Origin of the sequence: Nonomuraea sp. NPDC052634, from assembly GCF_040678535.1 — a bacterium.
In the GTDB taxonomy this organism is placed as follows: domain Bacteria; phylum Actinomycetota; class Actinomycetes; order Streptosporangiales; family Streptosporangiaceae; genus Nonomuraea; species Nonomuraea fastidiosa.
On sequence record NZ_JBFATY010000001.1, the window covers coordinates 725993 to 751678 of the forward strand.

26 protein-coding genes and 1 pseudogene are annotated in these 25686 nt (G+C 71.8%); 11 read left to right on the top strand and 16 right to left on the bottom strand.

The window, feature by feature from the left end:
- Positions 1–2: 2 nt before the first annotated feature.
- Positions 3–746: an ABC transporter ATP-binding protein gene (locus AB0K67_RS03490; RefSeq protein WP_364057428.1), complete on the top strand. Its 744-nt coding sequence runs from the start codon at positions 3–5 to the stop codon at positions 744–746.
- An 8-nt stretch (positions 747–754) separates the two neighbouring features.
- Here AB0K67_RS03490 and AB0K67_RS03495 read toward each other — a convergent pair whose 3' ends face one another.
- The gene (locus AB0K67_RS03495; protein WP_364052155.1) at positions 755–2800 is read right to left on the bottom strand and encodes a SpoIIE family protein phosphatase; all 2046 of its coding nucleotides are present in this window, start codon (positions 2798–2800) and stop codon (positions 755–757) included.
- 93 nt (positions 2801–2893) lie between these two features.
- Positions 2894–3616, bottom strand: coding sequence for an SDR family NAD(P)-dependent oxidoreductase (locus AB0K67_RS03500; protein WP_364052158.1), 723 nt, complete (start codon positions 3614–3616; stop codon positions 2894–2896).
- A gap of 155 nt (positions 3617–3771) precedes the next feature.
- Between AB0K67_RS03500 and AB0K67_RS03505 the strand changes: the two genes are divergently transcribed.
- Complete coding sequence (locus AB0K67_RS03505; RefSeq protein ID WP_364052161.1) at positions 3772–4392, top strand: helix-turn-helix domain-containing protein; 621 nt, start codon at positions 3772–3774, stop codon at positions 4390–4392.
- Positions 4393–4557: 165 nt separating this feature from the next.
- The gene (locus tag AB0K67_RS03510) at positions 4558–5361 is read left to right on the top strand and encodes an IclR family transcriptional regulator C-terminal domain-containing protein (protein ID WP_364052164.1); all 804 of its coding nucleotides are present in this window, start codon (positions 4558–4560) and stop codon (positions 5359–5361) included.
- Between the two features lie 92 nt (positions 5362–5453).
- Here AB0K67_RS03510 and AB0K67_RS03515 read toward each other — a convergent pair whose 3' ends face one another.
- Genes AB0K67_RS03515 through AB0K67_RS03535 form a run of 5 tightly spaced genes read right to left on the bottom strand, consistent with a single transcriptional unit; the run spans position 5454 to position 9627 of the window.
- A complete protein-coding gene (locus tag AB0K67_RS03515; RefSeq protein WP_364052167.1) occupies positions 5454–6410 on the bottom strand; it encodes a zinc-binding alcohol dehydrogenase family protein in 957 nt (318 codons plus the stop codon).
- Positions 6410–6772: a hypothetical protein gene (locus AB0K67_RS03520; protein ID WP_364052170.1), complete on the bottom strand. Its 363-nt coding sequence runs from the start codon at positions 6770–6772 to the stop codon at positions 6410–6412. The genes AB0K67_RS03515 and AB0K67_RS03520 overlap by 1 nt, the downstream gene beginning before the upstream one ends.
- Complete coding sequence (locus tag AB0K67_RS03525) at positions 6769–7635, bottom strand: extradiol ring-cleavage dioxygenase (RefSeq protein WP_364052173.1); 867 nt, start codon at positions 7633–7635, stop codon at positions 6769–6771. Before AB0K67_RS03525 ends, AB0K67_RS03520 begins: the two co-directional genes overlap by 4 nt.
- Entirely contained in the window at positions 7628–8437 is an 810-nt protein-coding gene (locus AB0K67_RS03530) for a citryl-CoA lyase (RefSeq protein ID WP_364052176.1), read from the bottom strand. Before AB0K67_RS03530 ends, AB0K67_RS03525 begins: the two co-directional genes overlap by 8 nt.
- The gene (locus AB0K67_RS03535) at positions 8434–9627 is read right to left on the bottom strand and encodes a CaiB/BaiF CoA-transferase family protein (RefSeq protein WP_364052179.1); all 1194 of its coding nucleotides are present in this window, start codon (positions 9625–9627) and stop codon (positions 8434–8436) included. Before AB0K67_RS03535 ends, AB0K67_RS03530 begins: the two co-directional genes overlap by 4 nt.
- Positions 9628–9824: 197 nt before the next feature.
- Between AB0K67_RS03535 and AB0K67_RS03540 the strand changes: the two genes are divergently transcribed.
- Positions 9825–11258: an amidohydrolase family protein gene (locus tag AB0K67_RS03540; RefSeq protein WP_364052182.1), complete on the top strand. Its 1434-nt coding sequence runs from the start codon at positions 9825–9827 to the stop codon at positions 11256–11258.
- A gap of 116 nt (positions 11259–11374) precedes the next feature.
- On the opposite strand, the gene AB0K67_RS03545 is transcribed toward AB0K67_RS03540, so the two are convergent.
- From AB0K67_RS03545 to AB0K67_RS03560, 4 genes are all read right to left on the bottom strand, one after another.
- Positions 11375–12172, bottom strand: coding sequence for an SAM-dependent methyltransferase (locus AB0K67_RS03545; protein WP_364052185.1), 798 nt, complete (start codon positions 12170–12172; stop codon positions 11375–11377).
- On the bottom strand, positions 12169–13002 hold the full coding sequence (locus AB0K67_RS03550; RefSeq protein ID WP_364052188.1) for a helix-turn-helix transcriptional regulator: 834 nt from the start codon (positions 13000–13002) through the stop codon (positions 12169–12171). Before AB0K67_RS03550 ends, AB0K67_RS03545 begins: the two co-directional genes overlap by 4 nt.
- A 168-nt stretch (positions 13003–13170) precedes the next feature.
- On the bottom strand, positions 13171–13554 hold the full coding sequence (locus tag AB0K67_RS03555; protein ID WP_364052191.1) for a tautomerase family protein: 384 nt from the start codon (positions 13552–13554) through the stop codon (positions 13171–13173).
- A gap of 25 nt (positions 13555–13579) precedes the next feature.
- Complete coding sequence (locus tag AB0K67_RS03560) at positions 13580–14134, bottom strand: TetR/AcrR family transcriptional regulator (RefSeq protein ID WP_364052194.1); 555 nt, start codon at positions 14132–14134, stop codon at positions 13580–13582.
- 137 nt (positions 14135–14271) lie between these two features.
- Between AB0K67_RS03560 and AB0K67_RS03565 the strand changes: the two genes are divergently transcribed.
- Positions 14272–15501 (top strand): hypothetical protein, encoded by a 1230-nt coding sequence (locus AB0K67_RS03565; RefSeq protein WP_364052197.1) that lies wholly within the window; start codon positions 14272–14274, stop codon positions 15499–15501.
- A 193-nt stretch (positions 15502–15694) separates the two neighbouring features.
- On the opposite strand, the gene AB0K67_RS03570 is transcribed toward AB0K67_RS03565, so the two are convergent.
- Positions 15695–16504 (bottom strand): hypothetical protein, encoded by an 810-nt coding sequence (locus tag AB0K67_RS03570; protein ID WP_364052200.1) that lies wholly within the window; start codon positions 16502–16504, stop codon positions 15695–15697.
- Between the two features lie 666 nt (positions 16505–17170).
- Between AB0K67_RS03570 and AB0K67_RS03575 the strand changes: the two genes are divergently transcribed.
- From AB0K67_RS03575 to AB0K67_RS03585, 3 genes are read left to right on the top strand one after another with little or no spacing between them, the layout of a single operon-like run.
- Positions 17171–17626, top strand: a complete 456-nt coding sequence (locus tag AB0K67_RS03575) for a MarR family transcriptional regulator (RefSeq protein ID WP_364052203.1) — start codon at positions 17171–17173, stop codon at positions 17624–17626.
- On the top strand, positions 17623–17907 hold the full coding sequence (locus AB0K67_RS03580) for an alpha/beta fold hydrolase (protein ID WP_364052206.1): 285 nt from the start codon (positions 17623–17625) through the stop codon (positions 17905–17907). Before AB0K67_RS03575 ends, AB0K67_RS03580 begins: the two co-directional genes overlap by 4 nt.
- Complete coding sequence (locus tag AB0K67_RS03585; RefSeq protein ID WP_364052209.1) at positions 17907–18314, top strand: hypothetical protein; 408 nt, start codon at positions 17907–17909, stop codon at positions 18312–18314. Before AB0K67_RS03580 ends, AB0K67_RS03585 begins: the two co-directional genes overlap by 1 nt.
- Positions 18315–18400: 86 nt before the next feature.
- On the opposite strand, the gene AB0K67_RS03590 is transcribed toward AB0K67_RS03585, so the two are convergent.
- Together AB0K67_RS03590 and ctaD are read right to left on the bottom strand one after the other, a co-directional pair.
- Positions 18401–18637, bottom strand: a complete 237-nt coding sequence (locus tag AB0K67_RS03590) for a DUF3040 domain-containing protein (RefSeq protein ID WP_364052212.1) — start codon at positions 18635–18637, stop codon at positions 18401–18403.
- Positions 18634–20289: a cytochrome c oxidase subunit I gene (ctaD, locus tag AB0K67_RS03595; RefSeq protein WP_364052215.1), complete on the bottom strand. Its 1656-nt coding sequence runs from the start codon at positions 20287–20289 to the stop codon at positions 18634–18636. The genes AB0K67_RS03590 and ctaD overlap by 4 nt, the downstream gene beginning before the upstream one ends.
- Positions 20290–20669: 380 nt before the next feature.
- Between ctaD and AB0K67_RS03600 the strand changes: the two genes are divergently transcribed.
- Both AB0K67_RS03600 and AB0K67_RS03605 read left to right on the top strand, forming a co-directional pair.
- A complete protein-coding gene (locus AB0K67_RS03600) occupies positions 20670–21593 on the top strand; it encodes an AEC family transporter (protein WP_364052218.1) in 924 nt (307 codons plus the stop codon).
- A gap of 70 nt (positions 21594–21663) precedes the next feature.
- A pseudogene (locus AB0K67_RS03605) lies at positions 21664–22212 on the top strand (serine/threonine-protein kinase); the annotation flags it as partial.
- Here the strand turns inward: AB0K67_RS03605 and AB0K67_RS03610 are convergent.
- Positions 22111–23781 carry a hypothetical protein gene (locus AB0K67_RS03610; RefSeq protein ID WP_364052221.1) on the bottom strand — a complete coding sequence of 557 codons (1671 nt, stop codon included), beginning with the start codon at positions 23779–23781 and terminating at the stop codon, positions 22111–22113. The pseudogene AB0K67_RS03605 and the gene AB0K67_RS03610 sit on opposite strands and share 102 nt — an antisense overlap.
- On the opposite strand from AB0K67_RS03610, the gene AB0K67_RS03615 reads away from it, so the two are divergent.
- Entirely contained in the window at positions 23770–24156 is a 387-nt protein-coding gene (locus AB0K67_RS03615) for a DUF4440 domain-containing protein (protein WP_364052224.1), read from the top strand. The two genes, AB0K67_RS03610 and AB0K67_RS03615, sit on opposite strands and share 12 nt — an antisense overlap.
- A gap of 462 nt (positions 24157–24618) precedes the next feature.
- Here the strand turns inward: AB0K67_RS03615 and AB0K67_RS03620 are convergent, their stop codons facing one another.
- On the bottom strand, positions 24619–25536 hold the full coding sequence (locus AB0K67_RS03620; RefSeq protein ID WP_364052227.1) for a zinc-binding dehydrogenase: 918 nt from the start codon (positions 25534–25536) through the stop codon (positions 24619–24621).
- Positions 25537–25686 lie beyond the last annotated feature (150 nt).

Consider the following 25686-nt stretch of genomic DNA (forward strand, 5'->3'; position numbering starts at 1 on the left):
TCATGGAGGCGCGGGAGGTCGGCTTCGCCTACCGGGGCGGGGCCGAGGTGCTGTCCGGCGTGTCAGTCGAGGTGACGCGCGGGCGCAACCTGGCGATCGTCGGCGAGTCCGGCGCGGGCAAGACGACGCTGCTGCGGCTGCTGCTCGGGCTGGCCAGGCCGACGTCGGGGCAGGTGCTGTTCGACGGCAGGCCGGTGACGTCCGCGCGGGACCGGAAGTTCCGGCGGGCGGTGCAGCCGGTGTTCCAGGACCCGTACTCGTCGCTCGACCCGCGCCAGCGGGTCCGCAGGATCGTCTCCGAGCCGCTGCGGGCGCTGCGCGCCTGCCCGCGCGACGAGATCGGTGACCGGGTGGCCGAGGCGCTGCGCTCGGTGGGCCTGCCGGCCGACGCGGCCGAGCGCTATCCGCACGAGTTCTCCGGCGGGCAGCGGCAGCGCATCGCGATCGCCAGGGCCATCGTGTGCGAGCCGCGGGTGCTGCTGGCCGACGAGCCGGTCAGCGCGCTGGACGTATCGACCCGGGTGCGGGTGGTCGAGCTGCTGAAGGAGCTCAGCGCCTCCCGTGACCTGACCGTCGTGATGGTCTCGCACGACCTGGCGGTGGTGGCCGCGCTGTGCCAGGAGATCGCGGTCATCGAGCGAGGCAGGATCGCCGAACGCGGCGCCGCCGCCGACGTGCTGGGCTCGCCGTCGCACCCGTACACGCGGCGGCTGGTCGAGAGCGTGCCCAGGCTCAGCCGGTACTGACGCCGGCCTCAGCCGCCGGCGTCGTCCGGCGCGGGCGGCAGGCGGAGCGCGATGACCGCGATGTCGTCGAGCCCGGTCGTCGGCAGGCTGCTGAGCACCTGGTCGCAGAAGCGGTCCAGGGGGCAGCGGGCGAGCGCGCCGGCCAGGTGGCGCAGCCGTTCGAGGCCGTCGTCGATGTTCTCCCCGGGCCGCTCGATGAGGCCGTCGGTGTAGAACAGCACCGTGGAGCCGGGCGGCAGCGGCTCGATGCTGGAGCGGCAGCCGTCCTCGTTCGGGAAGCCGAGCAGCGGGTTGACGCAGCTCTCCAGGAAGCGGCCCGCGCCGTCCTCGGTGACCAGCAGCGGCGGCGGGTGGCCGGCGACCGCGTAGTTGAGCCGGTACCGGCCGCCGTACTCCTCGATCCTGGCCAGCACGCACGTCGCGGTGACGTCCGACGACAGCGAGCTCATGGCGATGTTGAGCCTGGTGAGTATCTCCCCCGGCGGCTCGCACCGGTCCATGGCAAGAGCCCGCAGCATGTTGCGGATCTGGCTCATGGCGACGGCCGCGCCGAGGTCGTGACCCGCGACGTCGCCGATGGCCATGACGGGGACGCCGTCGGGCAGGACGAACGAGTCATACCAGTCGCCGCCCACCTCGGCCGCCGACGGGCTGGCCCGGTAGCGGGCCTCGATGCGCAGGCCGGCCAGCTTGGGCGGCTCCACGAGCAGGCTGTGCTGCAGGGCCAGCGCGATCTGCTGCGTGCGCTGGAACCGTATGGCGCTGCTCAGCGCGTCGTGCGCGTGGTCGAACATGCGGCTCAGCAGCGCGATGTCGGCCCGGCTGATCGGCGGGCGGTCGCCGCAGGTCATCAGCGTCACGACGGCGGGCACCGCGCCGTCCACCACGACGGGCAGCACGACGATGCTGTTGGCCTTGTTCGCCACCATCCACTGCTGCGACCAGGACGGTGCCACGCCGGGCGGCGGGCAGCCGGGCGGGAACCGATTCGACAGCGGGCGGCGCCGCCGCGCGGCCTGCACGACCGCGTTGTCGGGCGGCAGCCGCTCCTCGCCGTACGGCGGAAGGCGGGGCAGGCCGGGCCGCGCGGCCGTGGCGACCCGCTCGACCACGAACGGCGCCCCGCTGCGCTGTTCGCCGGTGAGGTCGGTGACGAGGTGGACGCCGCAGCCGTCGGCCAGCTCCGGCACGATGACGTTGGCGACCGCGCCGAGCATCTCCTCCAGGTTGGTCCGCTCGGCCGTGGCGGCGGCGGCGCGGTCGAGCAGCTGCTGGCAGCGCTGTTCCTGCCACTGCTGCTCGATGTCGGTGCAGGTGCCCACCCACTCCACCAGCTCGCCGTGCTCCTTGATCGGCACGGCCGTGACCGCGTAGTGGCGGTAGGAGCCGTCGACGGTGCGCAGCCGGTAGGCGTACTCCCAGACCTCCATCCTGCCGAGGGCCTCAGCCCACGAGGCCATCGCCGCCTCCCGGTCGTCGGGGTGCACCATCTTCAGCCAGCCCTGCCCCTGGTACTCCTCCCACGGCTGGCCGGTCACCCGCTCCCAGCTCGCGCTGTGCTCGATCACCTCGCCCGTGGGCCCGGCCACCCAGAAGATCTGCGCGCTGACCTGCATGATGCTCTGGTAGCGGCGCAGGATGTGGCTGCGCTCGTTGGCGAGGGCCTCCACCTGCCGGGCGGCCGTGATCTGGTCGGTGACCTCCACCGCGACCACCAGCACGCCGTACTCGCCGCCCCCGAACGACACCCGTGACAGGCTCGAGGTGAAGTACCGGTCGGGCTCGTCGGTGCTGGCCGGGGCGGCGGTGAGCACGACCGGCTCGCCGGTGGCGTACACCCGGTCGAGCAGCTCCCGGTAGTGCTGCCGGCGGCCGTCGGCGAACGACCTGGGCAGCGGCGACCCGATCGGGCGGTCGCCGAGTTCCGCGCGGTAGGCGTCGTTGGTGTAGACGAGCCGGTGATCGGCCCCGCGCGTCACCGCCACACTGACCGGTGCCGGATCCAGCACCTCGAACGGCAGCCCGCTGATAGCGCGATCACACTCATCCCCCATCGTGACCTCCCCCGAATGGCCACATCTCCCCTCATGCCTACCCCTGTCCGGCCCGAGCGGAACGCCGGGTTCCGCCCGGGCTTGCCGGATACGTCACAGGGCGCTGAACGTCTCCTCCGCGCGGTCGCGCTTGGTGAACATGTCCCAGGCGGTGTCGGCGATGGCGTCGGGATCGAGCGTCTTTCCGCCCAGCTCGGCGAGGCGGGCCGGGTCGGCGGCGATGTACCGGTGGATGTCGCCGCGCTCGACCAGCCCGCCGATCGTCAGGCTGCCGGCGTAGACGCCCTGTCCGGCCAGGGCGGCGTTGAGGGTCAGCGCGTACGTGCGCAGCGCCGCCGCGGCCGGTGCGAGCGCGCCGAGCGGCGGCATCGGCAGGACCGCGCTGAGTCCGCCCGCGAACAGCAGCCCGCCCTCGCCCCTGCCGACCATGCCGGGCAGGACGTGGCCTGCGACGTCGACGGCCGCGTACACCACGCTCATCGCCTTCCTGACGTCGTCGGAGGTGGTCTCGGTGATCGGCTCGGGCATCGCGGTCACGTCGGCGGCGCCCGGGCCGTAGTAGAGCAGGCCGATCGGGCCGAAGCGGGCGGTGATCTCGTCGAGGGTTTCGAGCACGCGGTCGCGGTCGTGGACGTCGGCGACGAACCCGGCGGCCTCGACGCCCGACTCGGCGAGCTCGGCGACGTAGCCGGGGTGGCGGTCGGGTGAGCGGGAGATGAGGGCGACGGCGTAGCCCTCGCGGCCGAAGCGGCGGGCCATGGACATGCCGAGTCCCGGACCGGCTCCGGCGATGACGGCGGTCTTACGTGCGGGCATGGCGGGTCCTCCCGAGATAAGTTGAGGGATGCCTCAAGTTCTTGCTCGCGACCGTACCACGAGCGCCCGGGCAAGAACGAGACGATGGGCGGGGCCGCGACGGACGGGCGGCGACGGCGTCATGAAGGCCGGCTCGCCTTCGTAGGATGTCTGCCATGGCAGCCGCACCCAAGCCGCTGCGGTCGGATGCCGCGCGCAACCGCGACAAGCTCCTGGTCGCGGCCACCGAGATCTTCGCCGACCGCGGCCTCGACGCCCCCCTCGAACACATCGCCCGCCGCGCCGGCGTCAGCATCGGCACCCTCTACAACCACTTCCCCACCCGCGAGGCGCTGCTCGCGGCGGTCCTGCCCGACCAGCTGGCCGCGCTCGAGCGGGTCACCGAGGCGGCGCTGGCCGACCCCGACCCGTGGGACGGGTTCGTGACCTTCCTTGAAGGGCTGTTCGCGCTGCAGTCGCGGGATCACGGGCTCAACGACGCCCTGACCCGGGGGTTCACGCTCGCCACCGACGTGCTCGAAGTCTGCAAGCAGGGCTTCCTCGACGCGGAGCGGATCGTCGTCCGGGCCAAGGAGGCCGGCCGGTTGCGCGCCGACTTCGGCATGCCCGACCTGGTCACCCTGATCTGGGCGATGTCGCGGGTCATCCGCGAGTCGATGGACACCGCGCCGGACACCTGGCGGCGCTGCCTGTCGTTCTTCCTCGACGGCCTGCGGGCCGAGGCCGCCCATCCCCTGCTGCCCGGCGCGCCCACCCAGACGGACAACCGTCCGTAGAACGATCGCTTGGCAACGTGTACGCCACTTCACCCGTACCCTTGACTCTATAAGCGCGGCTGAGGCGGGCACCGCTATGCTCTCCCCGGCCGCCGCTGTGCGGACATCCGGCCGCGAGGGTCTAGAGTCGGGTCCCGCGGGACCCCGACGCAGGGAGGCGTATTCATGGCACGTGCTGACACCGGCCCCGACTTCATCGAGGCGCTCGCACGCGGCCTCGACGTCATCAAGGTCTTCCAGCCGGGCCGGCCGGTCATGTCGCTGACCGAGGTGGCCACCGCCGCCGGGCTCGCCCGGCCCACCGCCCGCCGCATCCTGCTCACCCTCCAGGAGCTGGGGTACGCCCGCAGCGAGCCGCGCGGCTACGCGCTGACGCCGCGCGTGCTGGAGCTCGGCGTGTCGTACGTGCGGTCGATGGGGCTGTGGGAGGTTGCACGGCCGCACATGGAGCGGCTGGTGGAGCAGACGCACGAGTCGTCGTCCATCGCCCAGCTCGACGGCTCCGACATCGTGTACGTCGCCCGCGTCTCCGTCCCCAAGATCGTCACCCTGTCGGCGCAGATCGGCACCCGGTTCCCCGCGCTGCAGACGTCTTTGGGCAAGGTGCTGCTCGCCGCGCTGCCGCCCGAGGAGGTCGACCGGGTGCTGGCCGAGCCCAGCCGCTCCGGCATCGAGCCGCGCTGGCGTCCCGGCGCGGCCGAGCGCGAGGCGGCGCTGCGCGAGGTCAGGGCCAAGGGGTGGGCGCTGACGGACGAGGAGCTGGCGCTCGGCATCCGCAGCGTGGCCGCGCCGCTGCGCGACGGGCTCGGCAACGTCATCGCCGCCATCAACGTCAACGTCAACGCGGCCGAGACCTCGGTCGAGCGGCTGACCGAGGAGTATCTGCCGCTGCTGCTCAAGACGGCCGGCGCGATCAGCGCCGACTGGGCCGCCTACGACACCGTCCCCCACGCCACCCTCGCCCCCTGACCACCCCACCTGGCGACGGGAACGGCGAGCGGCGCAGCAGCGGACCCGGCAGCGGCGCGAAGGCCATGCTGCCGGGTGACGCGAGCGACCGGTCAGGGCGGGGTGAGGACGAGGCGGCCGGCGGCGGTGCCGGTGCTCTGGCGGTGCCAGGCGGAGGCGACGTCCTCCAGAGGCACCGCCTCGTGGTCCACGTGCAGCCGGCCCGAGACCGCGAGCTCGGCCACCTTCGCCATGACCTCGGCCCGCTGCGTGCGGCTCAGCTCGGTGTTGGTGTAGCCGAGCAGGCGCAGGGAGCGGCTGCGCAGGGTGGAGGAGTCGAACGGCGAGGTCTCGCCGGCGGAGGCACCCAGGTTGACGAGCCGGCCATGGGGCCGCAGGACGCGGGCCGCCGCGGCGGCGGGAGCGCCGAAGAGCGGGTCGAGCACCAGGTCGAGCGGGCCGTCACAGGCGTCGGCCAGGCGCTCGGCCAGCTCGGCCACGTCCTCGGTGTCGAGCGCGACGACGGCGTCCGCGCCGGCCCGCGCGGCGCGTTCGCACCCGGCGGCCGAGCGGGTGGCGGCGACGACCCGGCGCGCCCCGGCGACGCGGGCGAGCTGCACGGCCGCCTGCCCGACGACGCCGCCCGCGCCCAGCACCAGCACCTGCTCGCCGGGGGCCAGCTCGCCGCGCCAGGTGAGCGCCTGGTACGCGGCCACCGCCGACAGCCCGAGCGCGGCGACGGCGACGGGGTCGGCGCCGTCGGGCAGCTCGACGAGGTCGCCGGCGGGCACGCACGCCAGCTCCGCCATGCTGCCGTCGCCCGGCGCCATGCCGGCCGAGGTGGGGAACCACACCAGCCGCCCGTCCACCGTCCCGACGCCTTGCACGCCCGGCACGTACGGCGTGGCGGGCGCCCCGAAGTAGGAGGCGCCGCCGGCGCACAGCAGGTCGAGCGGCGTGATCGGGGCGGCGAGCACGCGCACCAGCCGCTCGGACTCCCCCGGCTCGGGCGCGGGCCGGTCGGCCGGGCGCGGCGGCCGGCCGCACGTGTCGATCTGCGCGGCCCTCATCACGTGGCGATGTCCGGGTACGGCAGCTTGTGGTGCGACAGCCGGCGGGCGTACTCGTGCTGGAAGCCCAGCGGCTCGGGGTAGTCGCGCTCGAACATCGCGATGAACAGCGTCAGCGTGAGGAACGGATGGGCGCCCAGCTCGAACAGCTTGCCGTAGTCGTGGGTGGCCAGCGCCTCACGTTCGACGTCGTCGAAGCGCAGCCAGGTGGACGCCTCGCCGGCGTGGCAGTTGAGCAGGCGGTTGGCGTACTCGGCCTCCCACCACTCGACGGTCGCGCGCGGCTCTTCGCGGTAGCGCTCGACCAGCTCGGGGTCGCGATCGACGGTGAAGAGGAACTTGTCCAGCAGGTACTTGCTCATGCGCGCCCGCCTCCCTTGGGATACCAGGTGAAGTACGCCTCCATGGTGTGGAACAGGTCGTAGGTGTCCACGTAGTCGGCCTTGGCGCCCTCGCCGGCGACACCCATCATCAGCATGAAGTCCATGAAGCCGTGGGTGGCGTTGCCGGGGTTCCACAGGCTGTCGAGGGTGACCTCCGACAGGCAGCCCTCGATGTCGCCGGTGGAGATCCACTCGACGGCCTTGCGGTCGAACTCGGGGTCGGGGCCGTGCGGCCCGAACTGGCGGGGGCCGCCCAGCTCGAGCGACAGGTGCCCAGTGCCGATGACCGCCACCCGCTGGTCACCCGGCCACGACTCGACCAGCTCGCGGATGGCCTGGCCGAGCTGGATGAAGCGTTTCGGCTGCGGCAGCGGCGGGGCGAAGATGTTGGTGTAGACGGGCACGATCGGCAGGTCGTTCTGCGGGCGCAGGGTGATGATCGGGCACGTGATGGAGTGGTCGATCCGCAGCTCGTTGGAGAAGGCGAGGTCGAAGCCCATGTCGATGCCGCCGCGCAGGATGTGCGCCGACAGCTCCTCCTGGCCGGTGAAGAACATCCGGGGCAGGCCGAACTCGCGTTCCTCGTTGTACCAGTTGGCGTCGTAGAAGGGCGCCTTGCCGACGAGGAACTGCGGCATGTTGTCCAGCCAGAACTGGTGGAAGTGGTCGGAGCCGACCATGACGAGGACGTCGGGGTTCGCCCTGGTCAGGGTCTCGCGGAAGGCTTCGACCTTGCGTACCCACTCGTCGGCGAACGGCGGCCGGTCCTCCCCCGTGGCGGTGGAGGCGCGGTAATAGAACGGGTGATGCGTGGATGCGATGACCGCGACGAGTTCAGCCATGCAAACCTCCGTAGGGCTCGGGATCGATCGGCCGGTTGTTGAGGTCCACCGACAGGAAGATGTCGTTGGCGACGGGGTTGCGCAGCTCCTCCGCGAGCTGCCCGATGAGCCCCGCGGTCCTGGCCAGCAGGGCGAACGCGCGCAGCAGCTCCAGCGGCAGTCCGAGGTCGGCGAGCGCGGCGCCGCACACGCCGGCGCCGTTGAGCGGCAAGGTACGGCCGAGCACCTGGGGGTGCACGCGGCCGATCGCGGCGAACAGCGACAGGTGGGGGCCGTAGAGCCCTTCCTCGGCGGCGATCTCGAACAGCCGGGGCGTGCGCGGGTCGCCTTCCTTGTGCACGTGGTGGCCGAGCCCGGGGATGAGCTTGCGCTGCTCGCGGCGCTCCCGCACGGTGCGCAGGGCCAGTTCGTCCCAGTGGGCGTCGTCGGCGGGCAGCGGGTCGCCGTGCTCGCGCAGCACGTCGTCGAGGAAGCGCCCGCAGTCCTCGGTGACGCCGAGGAAGCGCGAGCCACCGCCGAGCAGGCCCGCCGCCAGCGCCCCCTGCACGGAGTCGGGCGCCGACAGGTACGTCAGCCGCGTCACGATCGCGGTCGGCGTGAACCCGTGGTCGGCCAGCGCGGCCAGCACGGCCTCGAAGACGCGTACCTCGCCGGGTGACGGGCGGCGCTGGGTGGCCAGCCAGAACGCCAGCTCGCCGAAGCCCACCTCGCCCATGACGTCGCCGGCGAGGTCCTGCCCGAGCAGCGTGATCTTCTTCAGGGACGACGCTCCGAGCGCCGTGGGATATTCGCGCTCGCTCATGCCCGCTCCCCTTGCCCGCCGGTCGTGGCCAGCCACTTGCGCAGCTCCGCGCCGTGCTCGTCCAGATCCGGCGGCGGCAGCGTATAGCTGACGGGCGTCTCCGAGAACCGGATGGGATGCCGGGTGGTCGGCACGGCGCGCTCGCCCTCGCCGACCTCCACGATCGGGTCGAGGCCGAACCGCTCGGCCATCGCGAAGCCGCCGTCGATGGTCTGGATCGGCCCGCTCGGCACGCCGGCCTCGACCAGCAGCTCGAACCACTCGACGGCGCCGCGGGTGCGCAGCCGCTCGACGAGGATCGGGCGCAGCACGTCGCGGTTGGCGGTGCGGTCGGCGTTGCGGGCGAAGCGCGGGTCGTCGGCGACCTCGGGGATGCCGAGCACCTCGCACAGCTTGCGGAACTGGCCGTCGTTGGCGGCGGTGACGATGAGGTCGTTGTCGGCGGTGGGCAGCGGCTCGTACGGGAACACGCTGGGGTGCGCGTTGCCCATCCGGTACGGGATCACCCCGCCGGCCACGTACGCGGAGCTGTGGTTGACCAGCCCGGTCAGCGCCGACGACAGCAGGTTGATCTCGACGTGCTGCCCCCGGCCCGTGGCGTCGCGGTGCCGCAGCGCGGCCAGGATGCCGATGACGGCGTGGTTGCCGGCCATCACGTCGAAGACGGAGATGCCGGCCCGGTACGGCGGCCCGTCGGGGTCGCCGGTGAGGCTCATCAGCCCGGAGATGGCCTGCACCATGAGGTCGTAGCCGGGCACGCGGGCGCCTTTGCCGGAGCCGAACCCGCTGATGGAGGCGTAGACGATGCCGGGGTTGGCGGCCTTGACGGCGTCGTAGTCGAGTCCGTACTTGGCCAGGCCGCCGGGGCGGAAGTTCTCGATGAGCACGTCGGCGCGCCTGGCCAGCTCCCTGGCCGCGGCCGCGTCCTCCTCGTCGCGCAGGTCGAGCGCGATCGAGCGCTTGCCGCGGTTGACGCCGAGGTAATAGGTGGACACCTCGCCGCGCGTGGGGGGCATCCAGCCGCGGGTGTCGTCGCCGTTCGGGCTCTCGACCTTGATGACGTCGGCGCCCAGGTCGGCCAGGAGCATCGTGGCGTACGGACCCGCCAAAATCCGGGAGAAGTCGGCCACCAGCACGCCGGACAGCGGCCCGCCCCCCGCCGGTCCGTTCGTTGCGGCGTCTCGTGTCATCCTGTCTCCCCTTCGATTTCACACCGTTCGTTCAGCGGACATATGTCCGCCATCGGGATTCTGGCACACTGCCCTGCGCTCAGGCCATAGCGCGGAGCGACCTTGACAGCGTGCGGTGCGCTCGTAGAGTTACCGGCAGAATGACCGTTGTACGGACAGATGTTCGCGCTTTTTGCTTTCCTTGAGGAGTTATGACGATGACCGAGTTCGAGGCCGGGCGGCCGCTGGTGCTGCGCAACGGCACCGTGCTGCCGATGGACGGCAGGCGGGTGCTGACAGAGACGGACGTGCTGGTCACCGGTGACAAGATCGCCGCCGTCGGTCCCCGGCTTAAGGTGCCCGAGGGCACGGCCGAGATCGACGCCTCCGGCGGCATCGTCATGCCCGGCATGATCGACACCCACCGGCACATGTGGCAGACCGCGATGCGCGGCTACGGCGCCGACTGGACGCTCACCCAGTACTTCGTCTGGTACTACCTGGAGTACGGCAAGCTGTTCCGCCCTGAGGACGTGCACGCGGGCAACACCCTGGCCGCCATCGAGGCCCTGGACGCCGGCGTCACCACCGTCGTCGACTGGTCGCACGGCCTGCGCACGCCCGACCACGCCGACGCCGCCGTGGACGCGCTGCAGGCGGTGCCCGGCCGGTACGTGCTCGCCTACGGCAACATCCAGGCGCCGCCCGCCGAGTGGACCACCGCGCCCGAGTTCCGCGACTTCGTGCGCCGCCGCATCTCCGGCGACGACATGCTCGGCTTCCAGATCGCCTTCGATGTGACGGGCGACCCGTCGTTCCCCGAGAAACCCGCCTTCGAGGTGGCCCGCGACCTCGGCGTGAACGTCACCACGCACGCCGGCGTGTGGGGCGCCACCAGCGACGAGGGCATCCGGCTCATGTACGAGCACGGCTTCATGACGCCCGGCACGGTCTACGTGCACGCCGCCTCGCTGTCGGCCGACTCCTACAACCGCATCGCGGCCACCGGCGGCTCCATCTCGGTCTCCACCGAGAGCGAGCAGAGCGCCGGCCAGGGCTACCCGCCCACCTGGGCCATCCGCCTGCACGGCATCCCGGTCTCGCTGTCGATGGACACCAGCGTGTGGTGGAGCGGCGACCTGTTCTCCGCCATGCGCACCACGCTCGGCGCCGACCGCGCACGCGAGCACCTGGAGGCGCAGGCCAAGGGCGAGACCGTCACGCACGCCGCGCTCCGCGCCGACCAGGTGGTGCACTGGGCCACCCGGGGCGGCGCCGACGCCATCGGCCGCGACGACCTCGGCGTCATCGAGCCGGGCAAGAAGGCCGACATCGTGCTCATCAAGAACGATCACTCGCCGGTGTCGTTCCCGCTGCTCAACCCGTTCGGGCACGTGGTGTTCCAGGCGCAGCGCGGCGACGTGCACACGGTGCTGGTCAACGGGCGGGTGGTCAAGCACGAGCACCGGCTGGTCGGCATCGACCTCGCCGCCGCCCGTGCCCAGGTGGACAGGACCGTCGAGTACCTGCGCGGCGAGCTGGGCGAGGAGGCCTGGGAGAAGGGCATGAACCCGGACATCCCCACGACGAAGGTGCTCGACAACCCGTACACGTACACCGACTACCGCAGCGACGCCACCCACCGCAGGTAGCCGTCGCTCGCTTGCGTCCTTCCGCGCCGGTGCGCGGGCTCGGGATACCGGCGCGAGAGTCCCGCGTGCCGGCGCGGAAGGAGCGGACATCGGTCATCCCCCTTGCCCGCCCGCTGTCAGCGGGCGGGCAGCACCCCGACGCCGGCCAGCGCCTCCAGCGATCGCTCCGGGTAGGGGTCGTCCTTGCGCGGCCGCCACTCGCTCAACGGCACCAGGCCCGGATCGATCAGCTCGAACCCTTCGAACAGGCCGGCGATCTCCTCGCGGGTGCGCGCCCGCATCGGGTTCGTGGTCTGCCGGTACACGGCCTGCCCGCCCTCCACCTCCTCCTGCGACACGTGGTCCACGCAGGCGTGAGATAACGCCAGGCAGGAGCCGGGGGCGAGCGCTTGCCGGATCTGCGCCTGGTACTGGTAGACCTCGTCTTCGGGCAGGAAGTGCCACACCGCGATCGTCAGCACCCCGACCGGCTGATCGAGGTCGAGCAGCCCGGACACCTCGGGGCCGGCGAAGATCTCGGCCGGCTTGCGCAGGTCGCCCTCCACGGTCACCACGCCCTGCTCGTCCCGCAGCGCGCGGCCCTTCGCCAGCACGATCGGGTCGTTGTCCACGTACGCGACCCGGGCGTCCGGCACCACCTTGCGCGCGATGTCGTGCACGTTCGGGTAGATCGGGATGCCGCAGCCGATGTCGATGAACTGGCGGATGCCCAGCTCGGCCATCGCCCGGGTGGCACGCAGCACGAACCCGCGCGTCGCGCGGGCCGAGTTGCGCGCGTTCGGCACGGCCAGCATGAACGTCTTGGCCGCCTCCCGGTCGACCGCGAAGTGGTCACAGCCGCCCAGAAGGTAGTCATAGATGCGCGCCGACGACGGCTTGGAGGCGTCGAGCTCGGTGGGGGAACTCACCATCATGTCCCTTCTCGGAGTTGATCGCGGATGGCAGCGAGCATCAGCGCGGACTCGGCCGGGGTGCGCGCGACGCCGGCGAGCTGGTCGAGCAGCAACCCGTACCGCTCGTGCTCGCGCAGGTCGCCGAGCTCCTCGCCGCCGAAGCGGTGGAACACGATGACCTGCTGATCCGGCAGTCGCAGCACCGTGAACGGCTCCGGCGGCAGGAACGCGGAGTCCGCGGGAAGTATCTGGAGGGTGATGTCCGGCTCGCGGGACGCCTTGAGCAGCTCGTCGAGCTGCCGGACGTGCGCGGCCACGTCGCCGCCGAGCGGGCGCCGCAGCACCGTCTCCTCGATGACGGCCCACAGGCGGGCCCGCCGGCTCTCCTGGCGGCGGCGCAGGTTCTCGGCCTTCGCCAGCGTCACCTCGCCGGGCGGCGTCGGGAACTGCACGGCACGCTGCACGGCCTGCTCGTACTCCGGCGTGCGCAGCAGGTCCGGCACGAAGTGCGTCGCGTACGTGCGGATGAGCGTCGCGGCCTGCTCGTGATGCCACAGCACGGTCTCTTCCAGCGGGACCGTCTGGTCCCACCAGCCCGGTTCCCGCCGCCCCACGGCCACGGAGATCAGCGCCTCCTGCTGGTAGGGGTCGGTGATCCCGTACAGCGTCAGCAGCCGGGACAGGAAGGCGCGGTCGAACGGGGCCTGGCCGCGCTCCATGCGGGAGAGCGTCGGCGCCGAGCTGCCCGTCTCCGCGGCCACGGCTTCCAGGGTGAGTCCACGGTCGAGCCGCAGATGGCGCAGCCGAGCGCCCACCGTCTGTCTGGCGGCCGCCGTGCTCGCGCCGTTCACGTGCCCCCTTCACGCGGGCCCGGCACGCCACCGGACCGCCCGACCGGATTTTCAGTGATCGCCAGACTCTATGTAGACATATCGCATTAGTCCATGTAAAGGGGGCACTGCCCTTCGCTTGGAAGATCACAGATTTTTCAGCGAGGGAATCACCGAGCGGGCGGCGCGTCAGGGCACGTAGTGGGCGACCCCGTCGCCGAAGGACCAGTCGATCGGCCCGTTCTCGGTCACCGAGATGAAGACGTCGCGCGGCTCGGTGCCCGCGTACTCGCGGGCACGCTCGGCGATCCGCCGGTACATGGCCTTCTTCTGCTCGGGCGTACGGCCCGCCCGGAAGGTGATCGCGATGAAGACGACGTCGTCGGTACGGCGCAGGCCGGGGAACGTGCCGTACCGCATCACGCTGCGGGCGCCGTCGTGCGAGGTCAGCACCTGGAACAGGTCGTCGGACGGGATGCCGATGGTCTCGACCATGGCGTCGTGGACGGCACGGCCGAGCGCGTCGAGCCGCTCGGGGGCGGCTCGCATCGCGTCGATGCGGACGAACGGCATGGTCGTCTCCCTTTCGGATGCGGGGCTATCGGGTGAGCATGCTGAGCGCGCCTTCGACGGCCGTGGCGAACACCTGGGCGTCGCCGGCGGCGCGGGCCAGCACATACCCGCCCTGAAGCGTCGCGACGAGCGCCGTGGCCGTGACCCTGGGGTCGAGCGCGGGGTCCAGCTCCCCTGCGGCGCGGCCCTCTTCGAGCAGCTCGGCGATGCGTCCGGTGAGCCAGGCGAACGTCTCCTCGACCGGCCGCCGCAGCCCGGGGTCGGCCATCACGTCGGGGTCCTGGGTGAGGCGGCCGACGGGACAGCCCTTGAGCGCGTCGCGCTCGCGGCGCAGGTAGGCGGCGACGCGTTCGACGGCGCTGCCCGGCCCGGTGAACGCGGCCTCGGCCCGCTGCCTCAGCTCCGCGGCGCTGCGGTCGATGGCGGCCAGGGCGAGGTCCGGCTTGCCGCTGAAGTGGTGGTACATGCTGCCTTGCCCGGCCCCCGACCGCTGCTGGATCGCCTTGGGGCTGGTGCCGACATAGCCGCGCTCCCACAGCAGCTCGCGGGTGCTCTCGATGAGCCGTTCCCTGGTGTCCATGCTGGACATACTAGTAGGTACAGGACGTGCTGCGCTGGGTGCGTACGACACCGTGAAGCTCCTGCGCCCCCGGGATTGTCGGTGCGGCAGGCCATACTGCGCCGAGCCGACATGATCACGAAGGAAGGGTGTGGCACATGGCGCAACTGCTGCGAAGGCTCGATGACGAGGTGCACATCGAGTACAACACGTTCGGTCTGGACGGCACCGATCTGCTGTGGAGCTCACCCACCGAGGAGATCCACCACTTCACCGCCGCCGTACGGCTCGAGTCGTGGGACGCCGAGCCGGAGCCCGCGGACGCTTCATGGACGCCGGTCAGCACGCAGACGTTCGTCGCGGAGCGCGGCGTGGTCGCGATCACCTCGATGATGGAGTACAGGGGACACGACTTCCTGATCGGGCCGCCGCACTTCGAGTACGGCGTGCAGATGTACTTACGCGAGCCCCGGCCCGGCGACGGACACGGCACGGGCAAGAGCGACGAGACGTGGATGCTGAGGTTCTGGCCGATCCGGGACGTCTTCGACCCCATCGAGCACGCGGCGCCGGAGCACTATTTCGTGCCCGGAGTCGGGTACCACTCGATCGACATCGAGCCCGAGCGGCTCGTGCCGCCTCCGGCGCGGCGGAAGGTGCCGGTGCCGGTCTCGGCGGTGTCCGACTGGGTGTCGCTGTGCCCGGACCCCGACCTCGACACCTTCGACGGCTGGCTGCGCCGGGAACGCCGCACGGCCGAAGCCGACGGCGTCACCATCTACCAGCGGCTGCGCGCGCACGGGATCGACATCGAGGACGGCGCGGACCTCACGCTGGCCGCGTGCGCCCCGCCGTACTGGCGCGCCGGCCGGTACGAGGATCCGGTGATCGACTGCTACTACGCCGAGCAGGCGAGGCGGGACTCGTTTGCGAACCTGGCCGAGTACGGGCTGCGCGAGCGCGCCGACGCCGATCGCATCGCCAAGGAGTTGTGCCGCCGCGGCACGCCCACGTTCTCGGTGCCCGTCGAACGCCGCAGTGTCGCACCCGGCGACAGCCTCCGTGTGTGGCGGTGGGAGACCGACTACCTCGGCGGCGCGCTGCGGGGCGGCGGGCTGACGGTGGATCGGCAGGTGGTGGCCGAGAATCCGTGGACCAGGCAGATTCTCGTCTCCGGCATCGTGACGATTTTGCGCAGCGACGAAACAAGGCACTGCGGCGGCGGCCCCGACTGGTACGCGGCGCGCAACGCAGAACCGCACGAGGCGGCCAGGGTGCTGTGCGCGGAGGCCACCTGGGAGGAGGACCCCGAGCAGCGCCGGGCCCTGGACGAGCTGGTCAAGGAGAAGCTCGCCGAGCTGCGAGCCGCCCATGGGAGCGGGAAGTGATGATCTGCTCGGCCTCACCCCTCGTGCGGCCTCGCAGCAGGCACGGGCTTTGCCCGCTTGTACCGGCCTCCGCCGCTCGTACGCGTCTTTGTCGCACGTCGGAGGCGGCGATTCGGGGGGTGCGGCCCGCCGTGGAGGGACGGCGGGCTTGGGCACGGTCGCGCCCGGCGGTCACGACGGCCGCCGGGGCGGGTCAGCGGGGGGCGTGGGTGCGGAGCAGGTCGGAGACCGTCGGCGCCTGCATCATGTGGGGGTCGAGCGCCTCGGCGCGGCGGCGGGGGATGCCGCCGGCCAGGGCGGCCTCGGTGAGCGCCTCCTTGACCCACCGGACGTCCACGGGGTGCCCGTCCTCCTGCTTGATGAGCGGCTCTCCAGGGGTCCTGGACGACGACAGCGTACGCAGCAGGGGCCTGGCCACCGGCGGGACCGGGAAGGCCACGAGGTCGCCGCGGCCGTCGGCGACGGTGACGATGGCGGGTTCGCCGGCGGTCACCGCCCGCAGGTCCTGCAGGGTGATCCCGGCCAGCGAGGAGACCGGCGCGCCGGTGGCGTCGAGCAGCGCGACCGCGACGGCCTCGGCGGGCTTGCCTTCGGCGGCCAGCCGGGCGACGCCCTTGCGCAGCAGCCGCCGGTCGCCGGGGGTCAGCGCGGGGATGGGGCCGGGCCGTACGGCGCCCCGCTGCCAGGCGAACGTGTAGAACGCCGACAGCATCGCCCGCTTCCTGGACACGGTGGTCGGCGACAGCGGCCTGCCCGGGGTGCGCACGCCGACGGTCAGCGTGCCGCTGAGCGCGCCGTTGCAGTAGGCGTCGAGGTGGGCGCCGGTGGCCGCGAGCGGGTCGAGGGCGGGCTCGGCGTCCTGGAGCCAGCGCAGGAACGCGGCCAGCACCTGCAGCCTGGCCTGCCGGGTCGCCTTGGAGGGCTTCTCGGTCAGCCAGGCCACGACCGTACGGCGGGTCGGCGCCGCCAGCCCGTCCACGAAGTCGACGTCGGCACCGGCCACCTCACCCCCGTCACCGGGCCTGCGGCGCGGCCGGAGCCCTGGAATCCGGCCGACGCTCCCGGCCCGCGGCTCCGCCGTCCCGGCATCAAGGTCACCTTGTCCGCTCGCCTGCGGCTCGGACGTACGAGGGTCACCGTCTTCCGGCCCGCCTGTCATTCCCGGGTTCCGATCGTCCGGCCCGCCTGCCGCGCGAAGGGCATGGCCCTCCGGCTCACCTGCCGTGCCAGGACTCGCCCCGGCAGGGCCGGAGCGGGAACCGCTCGCCCTGGCGGCCAGGCGGCTGGGGAGCCGGGAAGGGCCGGGCAGCGGGTCCGGCGGGTGCGCGGCGCGTTCGTCGCCCGGCAACGAACCCGGCAGGTGCGGCGCGGCAAGCTCACCGGGCAAGGAGCCGGACCGGTGTGGCGCGGCGAGGTCGCCGGTCAGCGGGTCAGGCCCGTGCAGGGAATGGTCATCGCCGGACGTTAAGGACTGCGCGCCTCCGGAGACGGCGGGGACGGCGGCGTCGTCGTGGGCTTTCGGCATGCTCAGCACTCGACCGCACCCGTCCTCTCCACGACAGCGGCATGGCCGAGCAGCCCCGGCCGCGCGAAGGACGTCACGGAGGAGTCGGTGGCCGTCGCGCGGGCATCGTGAGCGCCCGGGCGGCCTGAGCCAGGCAGTCCAATCATGATCTCGATCTTCTCACGGAGCGGCCCCATCTCCTCCGCGTTCCGCCCCGTTCGTCACCCGGCATGTCCGGCTTCCAGGCGACCGACCCTCCTGAGCCGAAATACATCGACCCTGTCGGTGCTCCACACCCTGTCGCGCAAGGGCCCGATGCGGCTCACCGACCTGACGGCGACCGAGCAGCTCAAGCAGCCCGCGCTGACCAGCCTCGTGGCGAAGCTGGAACGCGAGGGGCTGGTGTCACGCCGTCCCGACCCCCGCGACGGGCGGGCCGTCCTGCTGTCGCTCACGCCCGAGGGCCGGCGGATCGTCGACTCCCGGCGCGCCGACCGCGTCGCGCGGCTGCGCCGCCTGGTGGACCACCTGGACGGCGACGACCGGGCCGCGCTCGCCGACGTGATGCGGGTACTCGGCCGGCTGACCGAGATCGCCGAACGACTGGAGGATCGACCATGAACAGGCCGCCGGAGCCGGTGCCGCTGCACGTGCACTTCATGCGCCGCCCCGGGGCTGGGCCGGATCCGGTGCCGCTGATCTTGAGCCACGGCTGGCCATGGACGTTCTGGCACTGGTCGAAGGTCGTCGACGCGCTGGCGGATCCGGCCGCGTACGGGGGCGACCCGGCGGAGTCGTTCGACGTGATCGTGCCGTCGCTGCCCGGGTTCGGCTTCTCCACGCCGCTCACCGCCCGTCCCGACATGATTTCTGGAAGATCGTCGACGTCTGGCACGAGCTGATGACTGGCGTGCTCGGGCACGAGCGGTATGCGGCGGCGGGCTGCGACGTGGAGCGGGTGTTCAGCAAGGACGACCTGCTCACGCACGCGACCATCTACTGGGCGGGCGAGTCGATCGCCTCGTCTATCCGCACGTACGCCAACAACAACCGCTACCCGTGGACGCCGTCGCACGGCCGATGGCCGGTGGTGGAGGCACCGACGGGCATCACGTTCGTCGGCTACGAGAACCCGCCGGGCGTGACGACCGGCGAGCAGCGCATCCGGCAGTTCCTGGAGAGCGACCGGGCGGCCTGGTACAACCACGCCGGCGTCACCTGCCACGATCGCGGCGGGCACTTCATCCCGTGGGAGATCCCGCAGGAGTGGGTGTCCGACCTGCGCCGCACGTTCCGCGGCCGCCGCTGACACCCCGGCACACGCTCAGACGCCGAGCCGTACCGAGCGGCGCGTGCGTGAGCCCATAACCGGCCGGCCTAGGGCCTCCCGCAGCGTCAGCAGGACAGGACGAAGAGGGTCACCAGGGCGGAGATGAGCAGCACCATGCCCAGCACGGCGGCCACCTCCCAGTTGCCGACCTGCGAGGCGAAGCGCTGCGGGTTGTCCTCGCCGACTCTGGCGTTGAAGGCGCTCAGCCTGCTGGCCAGGCGCGCTTCGGTGTGGCGCAGCTCCAGCTCGATCTCCGCCAGGATGAGCTGCTCGTGGGGCGACAGGCCGTCCACGATGCTCACTCCTTCTCCGCGGCGGCTTCGACGGCGGGAGGAGCCGAGTGGGGGTAGTGCAGGTCGAAGGCGGGCCGCTCCGAGCGGATGCGCGGCAGGCTGGTGAAGTTGTGGCGCGGCGGCGGGCAGCTCGTCGCCCATTCCAGGGAGTTGCCGAAGCCCCACGGGTCGTCCACGGTGACGCGGGGCGCGTGACGGGCGCTCCACCAGACGTTGTAGAGGAACGGCAGCGTGGACAGTCCCAGGATCAGCGCGCCGATGGACGAGATGAGGTGCAGGTCGGTGAAGTGGTCGATGGCGCTGTAGTCGGCGTACCGGCGCGGCATGCCGGCCACGCCCAGCCAGTGCTGCACCAGGAACGTGGTGTGGAAGCCGATGAACAGCATCCAGAAGTGCACCTTGCCGAGCCGTTCGTTCAGCATCTTTCCCGTCATCTTGGGCCACCAGAAGTAGAAGCCCGAGAACATCGCGAACACCACCGTGCCGAAGACCACGTAGTGGAAGTGGGCGACGACGAAGTACGTGTCGGTGATGTGGAAGTCGAGCGGCGGCGAGGCCAGGATCATCCCGGTCAGCCCGCCCAGCAGGAAGGTGACGAGGAAGCCGACCGCGAACAGCATGGGCGTCTGGAAGCTGATGTGGCCGCGCCACATGGTGCCGGTCCAGTTGAAGAACTTCACGCCCGTGGGGATGGCGATGAGGAACGTGGTGAAGGCGAAGAACGGCAGCAGCACCTGGCCGGTGCCGAACATGTGGTGCGCCCACACCGTCATCGACAGTCCCGAGATGGCGATGGTCGCGCCGACCAGGCCGATGTAGCCGAAGACGGGCTTGCGGCTGAAGACCGGGATGACCTCGGTGATGATGCCGAAGAACGGCAGCGCGATGATGTAGACCTCGGGATGCCCGAAGAACCAGAACAGGTGCTGCCAGAGCATGGCCCCGGCGTTGGTGGGGTCGTAGACGTGGGTGCCGAGCTTGCGGTCGGCCTCCAGCGCGAGCAGCGCGGCGGCCAGCACCGGGAACGCCATCAGCACGAGCATGCTGGTGAGCAGCGTATTCCAGGTGAAGATCGGCATCCGGAACATCGTCATGCCGGGGGCGCGCATGGTGATGATCGTGGTGAAGAAGTTGACCGAGCCGAGGATGGTGCCGAGTCCCGACAGCGCCAGGCCCATGATCCACAGATCGCCGCCGATGGTGGGGCTGAACGTGGAGTGCGAGAGCGGGGTGTAGGCGAACCACCCGAAGTCGGCGGCGCCGCCGGCGCTGAAGAAGCCGCTGACGGCGATGAGGCCGCCGAACAGGAAGAGCCAGAAGCTGACCGCGTTGAGCCGGGGGAAGGCCACGTCGGGGGCGCCGATCTGGAGCGGCATGATCACGTTCGCGAACCCGGCGAACAGCGGGGTCGCGAAGAACAGCATCATGATCGTGCCGTGCATGGTGAACAGCTGGTTGTACGCCTCGGGGCTGACCAGGTCCAGGCCGGGCTGTGCCAGCTCGCCCCGGATGACCAGGGCCATGATCCCGGCCAGCAGGAAGAACAGGAACGAGGCGATCAGGTACATGTAGCCGATGATCTTGTGGTCCGTGCTCGAGAGCCAGGCCACGATGAGCCGCCCCTTGCCTTTGGCCTCGACCGGCGACAGGGCGGACGTCAACGGTTCGTCAGTACGCGGTTCCTCAATGGTCACCGAAGCCCCCCATTTTGCCCCCACATGCCTGCGCTGCCCTGTTTTCGCAGGTCAGCGCCGTACGACGGGCTTACCCTCTCCGTCCAGACCTATGCTCAGCGCACCCCGCGGCGCCCGTGACCCACCTGTGTCCACCGAGCACCACCAGGCGACAGCCGCACAGCCGACCTCCGATAGCCCTTTGAACCGGCCACCCCCACCGCCACCCCGCACACAGCCGACAAATCAACCTCCGACAGCCTCCCTGAGTCGAACACCGCCCACACCACCTCACACACACCACCAGCCCACAGCCGAGAAATCGACCTCCGATAGCCTCCTGAATCGACCACTTGGGGAGGTATTGGGTGTCGGGGGTTGTCGCGGCGTTCGCCGCTCTGGTGTCGGTCGCCGTACTCGGCTACGTCATCGGGGCCACCGGACTGCTGCGGGCGAGCGACGAGCTGACGCTGTCGCGGCTGGCGTTCTTCGTGGCGACCCCGGCGCTGATGTTCGCCACCGTCTCCAAGGCCGATCTGGCGGCGCTGCTGTCGCCGGTGCTGCTCACCGAGGTCATCGCGGTGGCGTTCACGCAGCTGGTCTTCGTGCTGGTGGCCAGGCTGGTGTTCCGTCGCGACACCCGGCAGGCCACGATCGGCGCCCTGGCCTCCTCGTACGTCAACGCCGGAAACCTGGGCGTGCCGATCTCCCTGTACGTGCTGGGCGACGCCGCCCTGATCGCCCCCATCCTGCTCTTCCAGCTTCTGGTGCTGACCCCGGTGTCGTTCCTGATCCTGGACAAGGGCGCCCGCTCCCCGCGCGCCGCCCTGCTGCTGCCGTTCAGGAACCCGCTCACGGTCGCCTCGCTGCTCGGCCTGGCGCTCGCGGTGAGCGGCGTCTCGCTGCCGGTCGCGGTCATGCGCCCGATCGACCTGCTGGGCGGCGCGGCCGTGCCGGTGGCGCTGCTGGCGTACGGCCTCAGCCTGTACGGCTCCCGCCGCCAGGCGCCCGCCCCCGAGGAGGACGGCGTGGGCAAGGACATCGCGCTGGCCGTGGCGCTCAAGGCCGTCGCCCAGCCGACGGTGGCGTACCTGACCGCGCGTTTCGCCCTCCACCTCGACGGCCTGCACCTGCTCGCGGCCACCCTCTTCGCCGCGCTGCCCACGGCCCAGAACATCTACGTGTACGCCGTCACCTACGACACCGCCCGGCGGCTGGCGCGCGGCACCATCTTGGTGACGACCGGCCTGTCCATCCCGATCATGACCGCCATCGGCGCCGTACTGGGTTGACCGCCACCGCGCCTGTACGAGTTGTGCAGAGCCGGTCGCACCGCGTACGGACTTCCGGCGGCGCTTCGCCGACGAGGTGGCCGCCGCCCGCAAGGTCAGCGGCGCCTTCACCGCCCCGCTCATCGACGCCGACACCGACGCCGACCTGCCGTGGCTGGCCACCCGCCTACGTACCGGCCCCTCCCTGCACCAGGCCATCGCCGGCCGAGGCGCGCTCCCCCTGGAGTCCGTGGCCGTACTCGGGGCCGCTCTGGCCGAGGGGCCGGCCGCCGTGCACATGAGCGGGATCGTGCACCGCGACCTCAAACCCGCCAACGTACTCTTGGCCGAGGACGGGCCCCGGCTGATCGGCTTCGGCATCGCCCGAGCCCTCGACGGCACCTCCACCACCCACACCTCCACCGTCCTCAGCACGGCGGCGTTCATGTCCCCGGAACAGGCCCGCGCGCAGAAGGCCGGTCCGGCGGCGGACGTGTTCTCGCTCGGCTGCGTGCTGGGCTTGCCACTCTCCCACTGCTCACCTCAACCGGCGCCGGTCACCGGAACGGAGGCGACGGACCGTATGGCGTCCCCCGAGTGGTCCCGCCGCATGACGGAGCGACGGGAGTTCGGCACGTAGTACCGCCGCCTGGTGCGGGGCCGTGCGGCCCCTCGGGCCTGCCAGCGGCGTCAAGCGGGCCGCTAGGCGGGCTGCGCGTTCCCGCAGGGCGGGCGTGTCCTGAGTGAGGATCGGAGCCAGCGCTTCCCGCACGACGCCGGCGCGGGTCGCGTCGCGCAGCACCGCCTCGCCCGCCCACTCCAGCGCCGCACGCAGCAGCCTCTCCTCCGGCCGGGACGTCAGTGCCGTCAATGCCTGACCGAACAGCCTCTCGTCCAGCCGCCCCGCCTCCTCAAGACGCCAAAGCTGCGACACTGCCATGTCCGCGACCGCGACCGGGCCGGTGGGCAGCAGGCGTACGTAGTCGGCGGCGTGCGCGGCCGACTCATCGATGGTGAGGTTGAGGCGATCATGCAGGCCCACGAGCTGGGCCGGTGTCAGGCACCCGGCGCGTGGGGCGGCGCCCTCGTCCCGTATGGGCCGCTGCTCGAACTGGCCCGAGTGATGGGCGGAGCGGGTCAGGCGGCCGAGGAGGGCCTCGATGACGTTCGCCCGGTCGAGCAGCCCGTCTTCGACGAGCCGCACCACCGTACCGACCAGTGGCCACAGTTCGGCGTGCGGAAGGCCGTCGATGTCGAGCAGGCGCGGCGCGTACGCGGCGAGCAGCGGATCGTCCACCTGCGTGCCGGACCACGCTGATCGCCGTGCTCGCAGTGACCGCAGCCAGCCCACGACGAACGCTCTGTCCTCGGGTGGTGCGATGCCGGTCTCGCGCACCAGCGCGGCTGCCACGTCCCAGTGCCGCAGCTCCGGCAACCTCAGCCGGGACGCGATGTGGCATGCCGCCTCGGCCCGCCACTCCAGCGGCCTGCTCCGCAACAGCCGAAGGAGACGCCGACTCTCCACGCCCTCGCTCCCCGAGCTACCGCCCTCCGCGCGCCCTCTTTCCGCGCTGCCGCCCTTCGCACGCTCGCCCTCCGCGCTACCGCGACGCGAGCCGCAGCCCTCCGCGCGTCTACTTCCCACGCTGCTTTCCGCGGGCCCGCTTCCCCCGCTGCCGCCCTCCTTGCACTCGGCCTCCGCGTGCTCGGCCTTCCCGCAGCGTCCTGCGCTTTCGCTCTCCGCTCCCCTGCCCTCGCGTCGCGCCGCGTTCCCTCCTCCGATGCCGTGCTGCTCGCGCGTCCCACCTCCTCCTCTCGCGCTTTCGCCAGGGGCGCTGTGTTCCCGGAGCTCTGGGCGGAAGAGCCAGGCCGCGACCTGCGACGGGTCGCTCAGGCAGCCCACCCCGGCCAGCAGCAACGGCCCAGCCTGCCGTCCCAGGCCGGGCGTGCGGGCGACGTAGCCGGGCAGTTCGGCCGCGATCGCGGCGCGTGCGGCCGGGTCCAGCGTGCTGACGTATCGCTCGGTGCCGGGCACGTCACCCGCTCGGGCGAGCGTGAGCAGCTTCGCCCACGCTTCCGCGACCCCCGGCCGCCGTGCCGGCATCACCGCATCCACCATGGCCAGGACCATAGCGAGCGCCCACGACAATTCCAGATCTCGAACGTGATCACGAAAACGTGATATGATCATTTTGTCATGAAGACTCATGACAACTCCGGCCCTGCCGATGCCGCCGCCCGCTTCGTCGAGGCTATGAATTCCGGCGGCTCCCTCGATCACGTTTACGAAGACGGCGCCGTACTCATCCCGGTGCCCGGCCACCCCGTCACCGGTTCCGCCCTCGCCGCCGCCAACCGCCACTTGCAGAGCTTCGGGGTGCCGATGGAGGCGGTCCCGCGTCAGGTGTACGTCGCCGGGGACATCGCCCTGCTCATCGTCGACTGGTCGATGCGCGGCACCGCCCGCGACGGCACCAAGATCGATATGAGCGGCACCGCGACCGACGTCCTCAGGCGCGGCGCGGACGGGCAGTGGCGGTACGTCATCGACAACCCGCACGGCACCGCCACGTTCCCGAGCTGACGACCACTGCTGCCGAGACAGCCGGCGCCGCCCGGACCCCGCGCCGGCCACGCCCTGCACCGCCAGCTCAACCGCCGCCGCCAATTCAACCAGGTGCGAGTCTGTGGGGGCGAGGTCCACGATGCTCGTTCCGCCTCGGGTGCCGAGAAGGGGATGCGGGCCAAGCCAGCGCGGGGCAGGCCGGCGCAGAGCCGGCGCGTGCCGTTCCGCGAGGGCGAGGGCGAGGGCGGCGCGGCTGGGGCGGCGCATGGCCCACAGCGTGGCCGCGCAGGCGACCGAGGAGGGGCGCGGGGCTGGGAGCAGTGCGGAGTCCAGACCGGCGCGGCTGCGCATGCGGCCGTGCGGCGACCGCACGGGCGGACCGACGGCGACCGCGCACGACGTTGAGAGGTGACCGCGCAGGACGTCAGAAAGTGATCGCACCGGCCGGCTGAAGAGCGGTCCGAGGAGGCCGCAGGGCGGTCAGGGGGTTGCGGGGGTTACGTCTAGGACGGCTTTGCCGGCGACTCGGCGCTCCAGCAGGTCACGGGCGGCGGTCGCCACGTCCTCCCAAGGGCCGCGGCGGCTCACCTCCGCCTTCAACCGTCCGGTCGCGAGAAACCGGAGCAGCGTGGCCAGGTCAGGGCCGACCTCGTGGACGTCGCCGAACGTGCTCATCGTCTTCGCAGGCCCGATCGAGAACAGCGAGTACGGCTTGAAAACGGCGGGTTCGTCCGATGCCCAGCCGATGTTCTGGACGTTCCCACCGGGCGCGAGAAGTTCCCAGGCGGCGGCGAGCTGGGGGCCGCCGACGGTGTCGAGGATGAGGTCCACCGGCTGGTCGATCCCCTCCAGCCCGATCACGACCTCGTCGGCGCCCAGCTCGGCCAGGCCCTCGGCGCGGGCGGGTGAGCCGACCGAGGCGATGACGTGGGCGCCGCCCAGGGCGGCGAGCTGGACCGCGTACCGGCCTACTCCTCCGGCCGCGCCGGTGATCAGTACGCGGTGGCCGAGTATCGGGCGGGCGCGGAGGGTGCGCAGCGCGGTGACGCCGGCGATCGGCAGGGCGGCGGCGTCGGCCGGATCGACGCCGTCGGGGATTTCGGCGACCGCCGTGGTGTCCACGGCCATCCGCTCGGCCCACGCGCCTTCCCCGAAGGCCACGACGGGGGCGCCGACGGCGGGTCCCGTCCCGTCGGCGGCGGCTCGTACGACAACGCCGGCGGCGTCGTGGCCGTGCACGGTCCCGGGCGGACGGCGGGCGGCGAACGCGACCTCGCCGCGGTTCAGCGAGATGTGCCGGACGTCGAGCAGGAGCTGGTTGGGGGCGGGTTCGGGTTCGGGGGCGGTGCCGAGGCGGATGGCGGATGGGACGTCGGGGTCGATGAGGAGTGCGCGCACGGGTCGAGGCTCCTATGGGTGTCGGGGGTGATGCGAAACGTTCGCATCGCCCATTCGGACCGCTGGTCCGGTTTTCCCGAACGGTAGCATATGCGGACCGGCAGTCCGTATCGTGTGAACCCGGTGCCCGGCCCGGCCGGCAGACGAGAG

Coding starts and splice junctions, on each gene's coding strand:
- AB0K67_RS03490 (WP_364057428.1), top strand. CDS start 3: ATGGAGGCGCGGGAGGTCGGCTTCGCCTACCGGGGCGGGGCCGAGGTG.
- AB0K67_RS03495 (WP_364052155.1), bottom strand. CDS start 2,800: ATGGGGGATGAGTGTGATCGCGCTATCAGCGGGCTGCCGTTCGAGGTG.
- AB0K67_RS03500 (WP_364052158.1), bottom strand. CDS start 3,616: ATGCCCGCACGTAAGACCGCCGTCATCGCCGGAGCCGGTCCGGGACTC.
- AB0K67_RS03505 (WP_364052161.1), top strand. CDS start 3,772: ATGGCAGCCGCACCCAAGCCGCTGCGGTCGGATGCCGCGCGCAACCGC.
- AB0K67_RS03510 (WP_364052164.1), top strand. CDS start 4,558: ATGGCACGTGCTGACACCGGCCCCGACTTCATCGAGGCGCTCGCACGC.
- AB0K67_RS03515 (WP_364052167.1), bottom strand. CDS start 6,410: ATGAGGGCCGCGCAGATCGACACGTGCGGCCGGCCGCCGCGCCCGGCC.
- AB0K67_RS03520 (WP_364052170.1), bottom strand. CDS start 6,772: ATGAGCAAGTACCTGCTGGACAAGTTCCTCTTCACCGTCGATCGCGAC.
- AB0K67_RS03525 (WP_364052173.1), bottom strand. CDS start 7,635: ATGGCTGAACTCGTCGCGGTCATCGCATCCACGCATCACCCGTTCTAT.
- AB0K67_RS03530 (WP_364052176.1), bottom strand. CDS start 8,437: ATGAGCGAGCGCGAATATCCCACGGCGCTCGGAGCGTCGTCCCTGAAG.
- AB0K67_RS03535 (WP_364052179.1), bottom strand. CDS start 9,627: ATGACACGAGACGCCGCAACGAACGGACCGGCGGGGGGCGGGCCGCTG.
- AB0K67_RS03540 (WP_364052182.1), top strand. CDS start 9,825: ATGACCGAGTTCGAGGCCGGGCGGCCGCTGGTGCTGCGCAACGGCACC.
- AB0K67_RS03545 (WP_364052185.1), bottom strand. CDS start 12,172: ATGATGGTGAGTTCCCCCACCGAGCTCGACGCCTCCAAGCCGTCGTCG.
- AB0K67_RS03555 (WP_364052191.1), bottom strand. CDS start 13,554: ATGCCGTTCGTCCGCATCGACGCGATGCGAGCCGCCCCCGAGCGGCTC.
- AB0K67_RS03560 (WP_364052194.1), bottom strand. CDS start 14,134: ATGGACACCAGGGAACGGCTCATCGAGAGCACCCGCGAGCTGCTGTGG.
- AB0K67_RS03565 (WP_364052197.1), top strand. CDS start 14,272: ATGGCGCAACTGCTGCGAAGGCTCGATGACGAGGTGCACATCGAGTAC.
- AB0K67_RS03575 (WP_364052203.1), top strand. CDS start 17,171: ATGATCTCGATCTTCTCACGGAGCGGCCCCATCTCCTCCGCGTTCCGC.
- AB0K67_RS03580 (WP_364052206.1), top strand. CDS start 17,623: ATGAACAGGCCGCCGGAGCCGGTGCCGCTGCACGTGCACTTCATGCGC.
- AB0K67_RS03585 (WP_364052209.1), top strand. CDS start 17,907: ATGACTGGCGTGCTCGGGCACGAGCGGTATGCGGCGGCGGGCTGCGAC.
- AB0K67_RS03615 (WP_364052224.1), top strand. CDS start 23,770: ATGAAGACTCATGACAACTCCGGCCCTGCCGATGCCGCCGCCCGCTTC.
- AB0K67_RS03610 (WP_364052221.1), bottom strand. CDS start 23,781: ATGAGTCTTCATGACAAAATGATCATATCACGTTTTCGTGATCACGTT.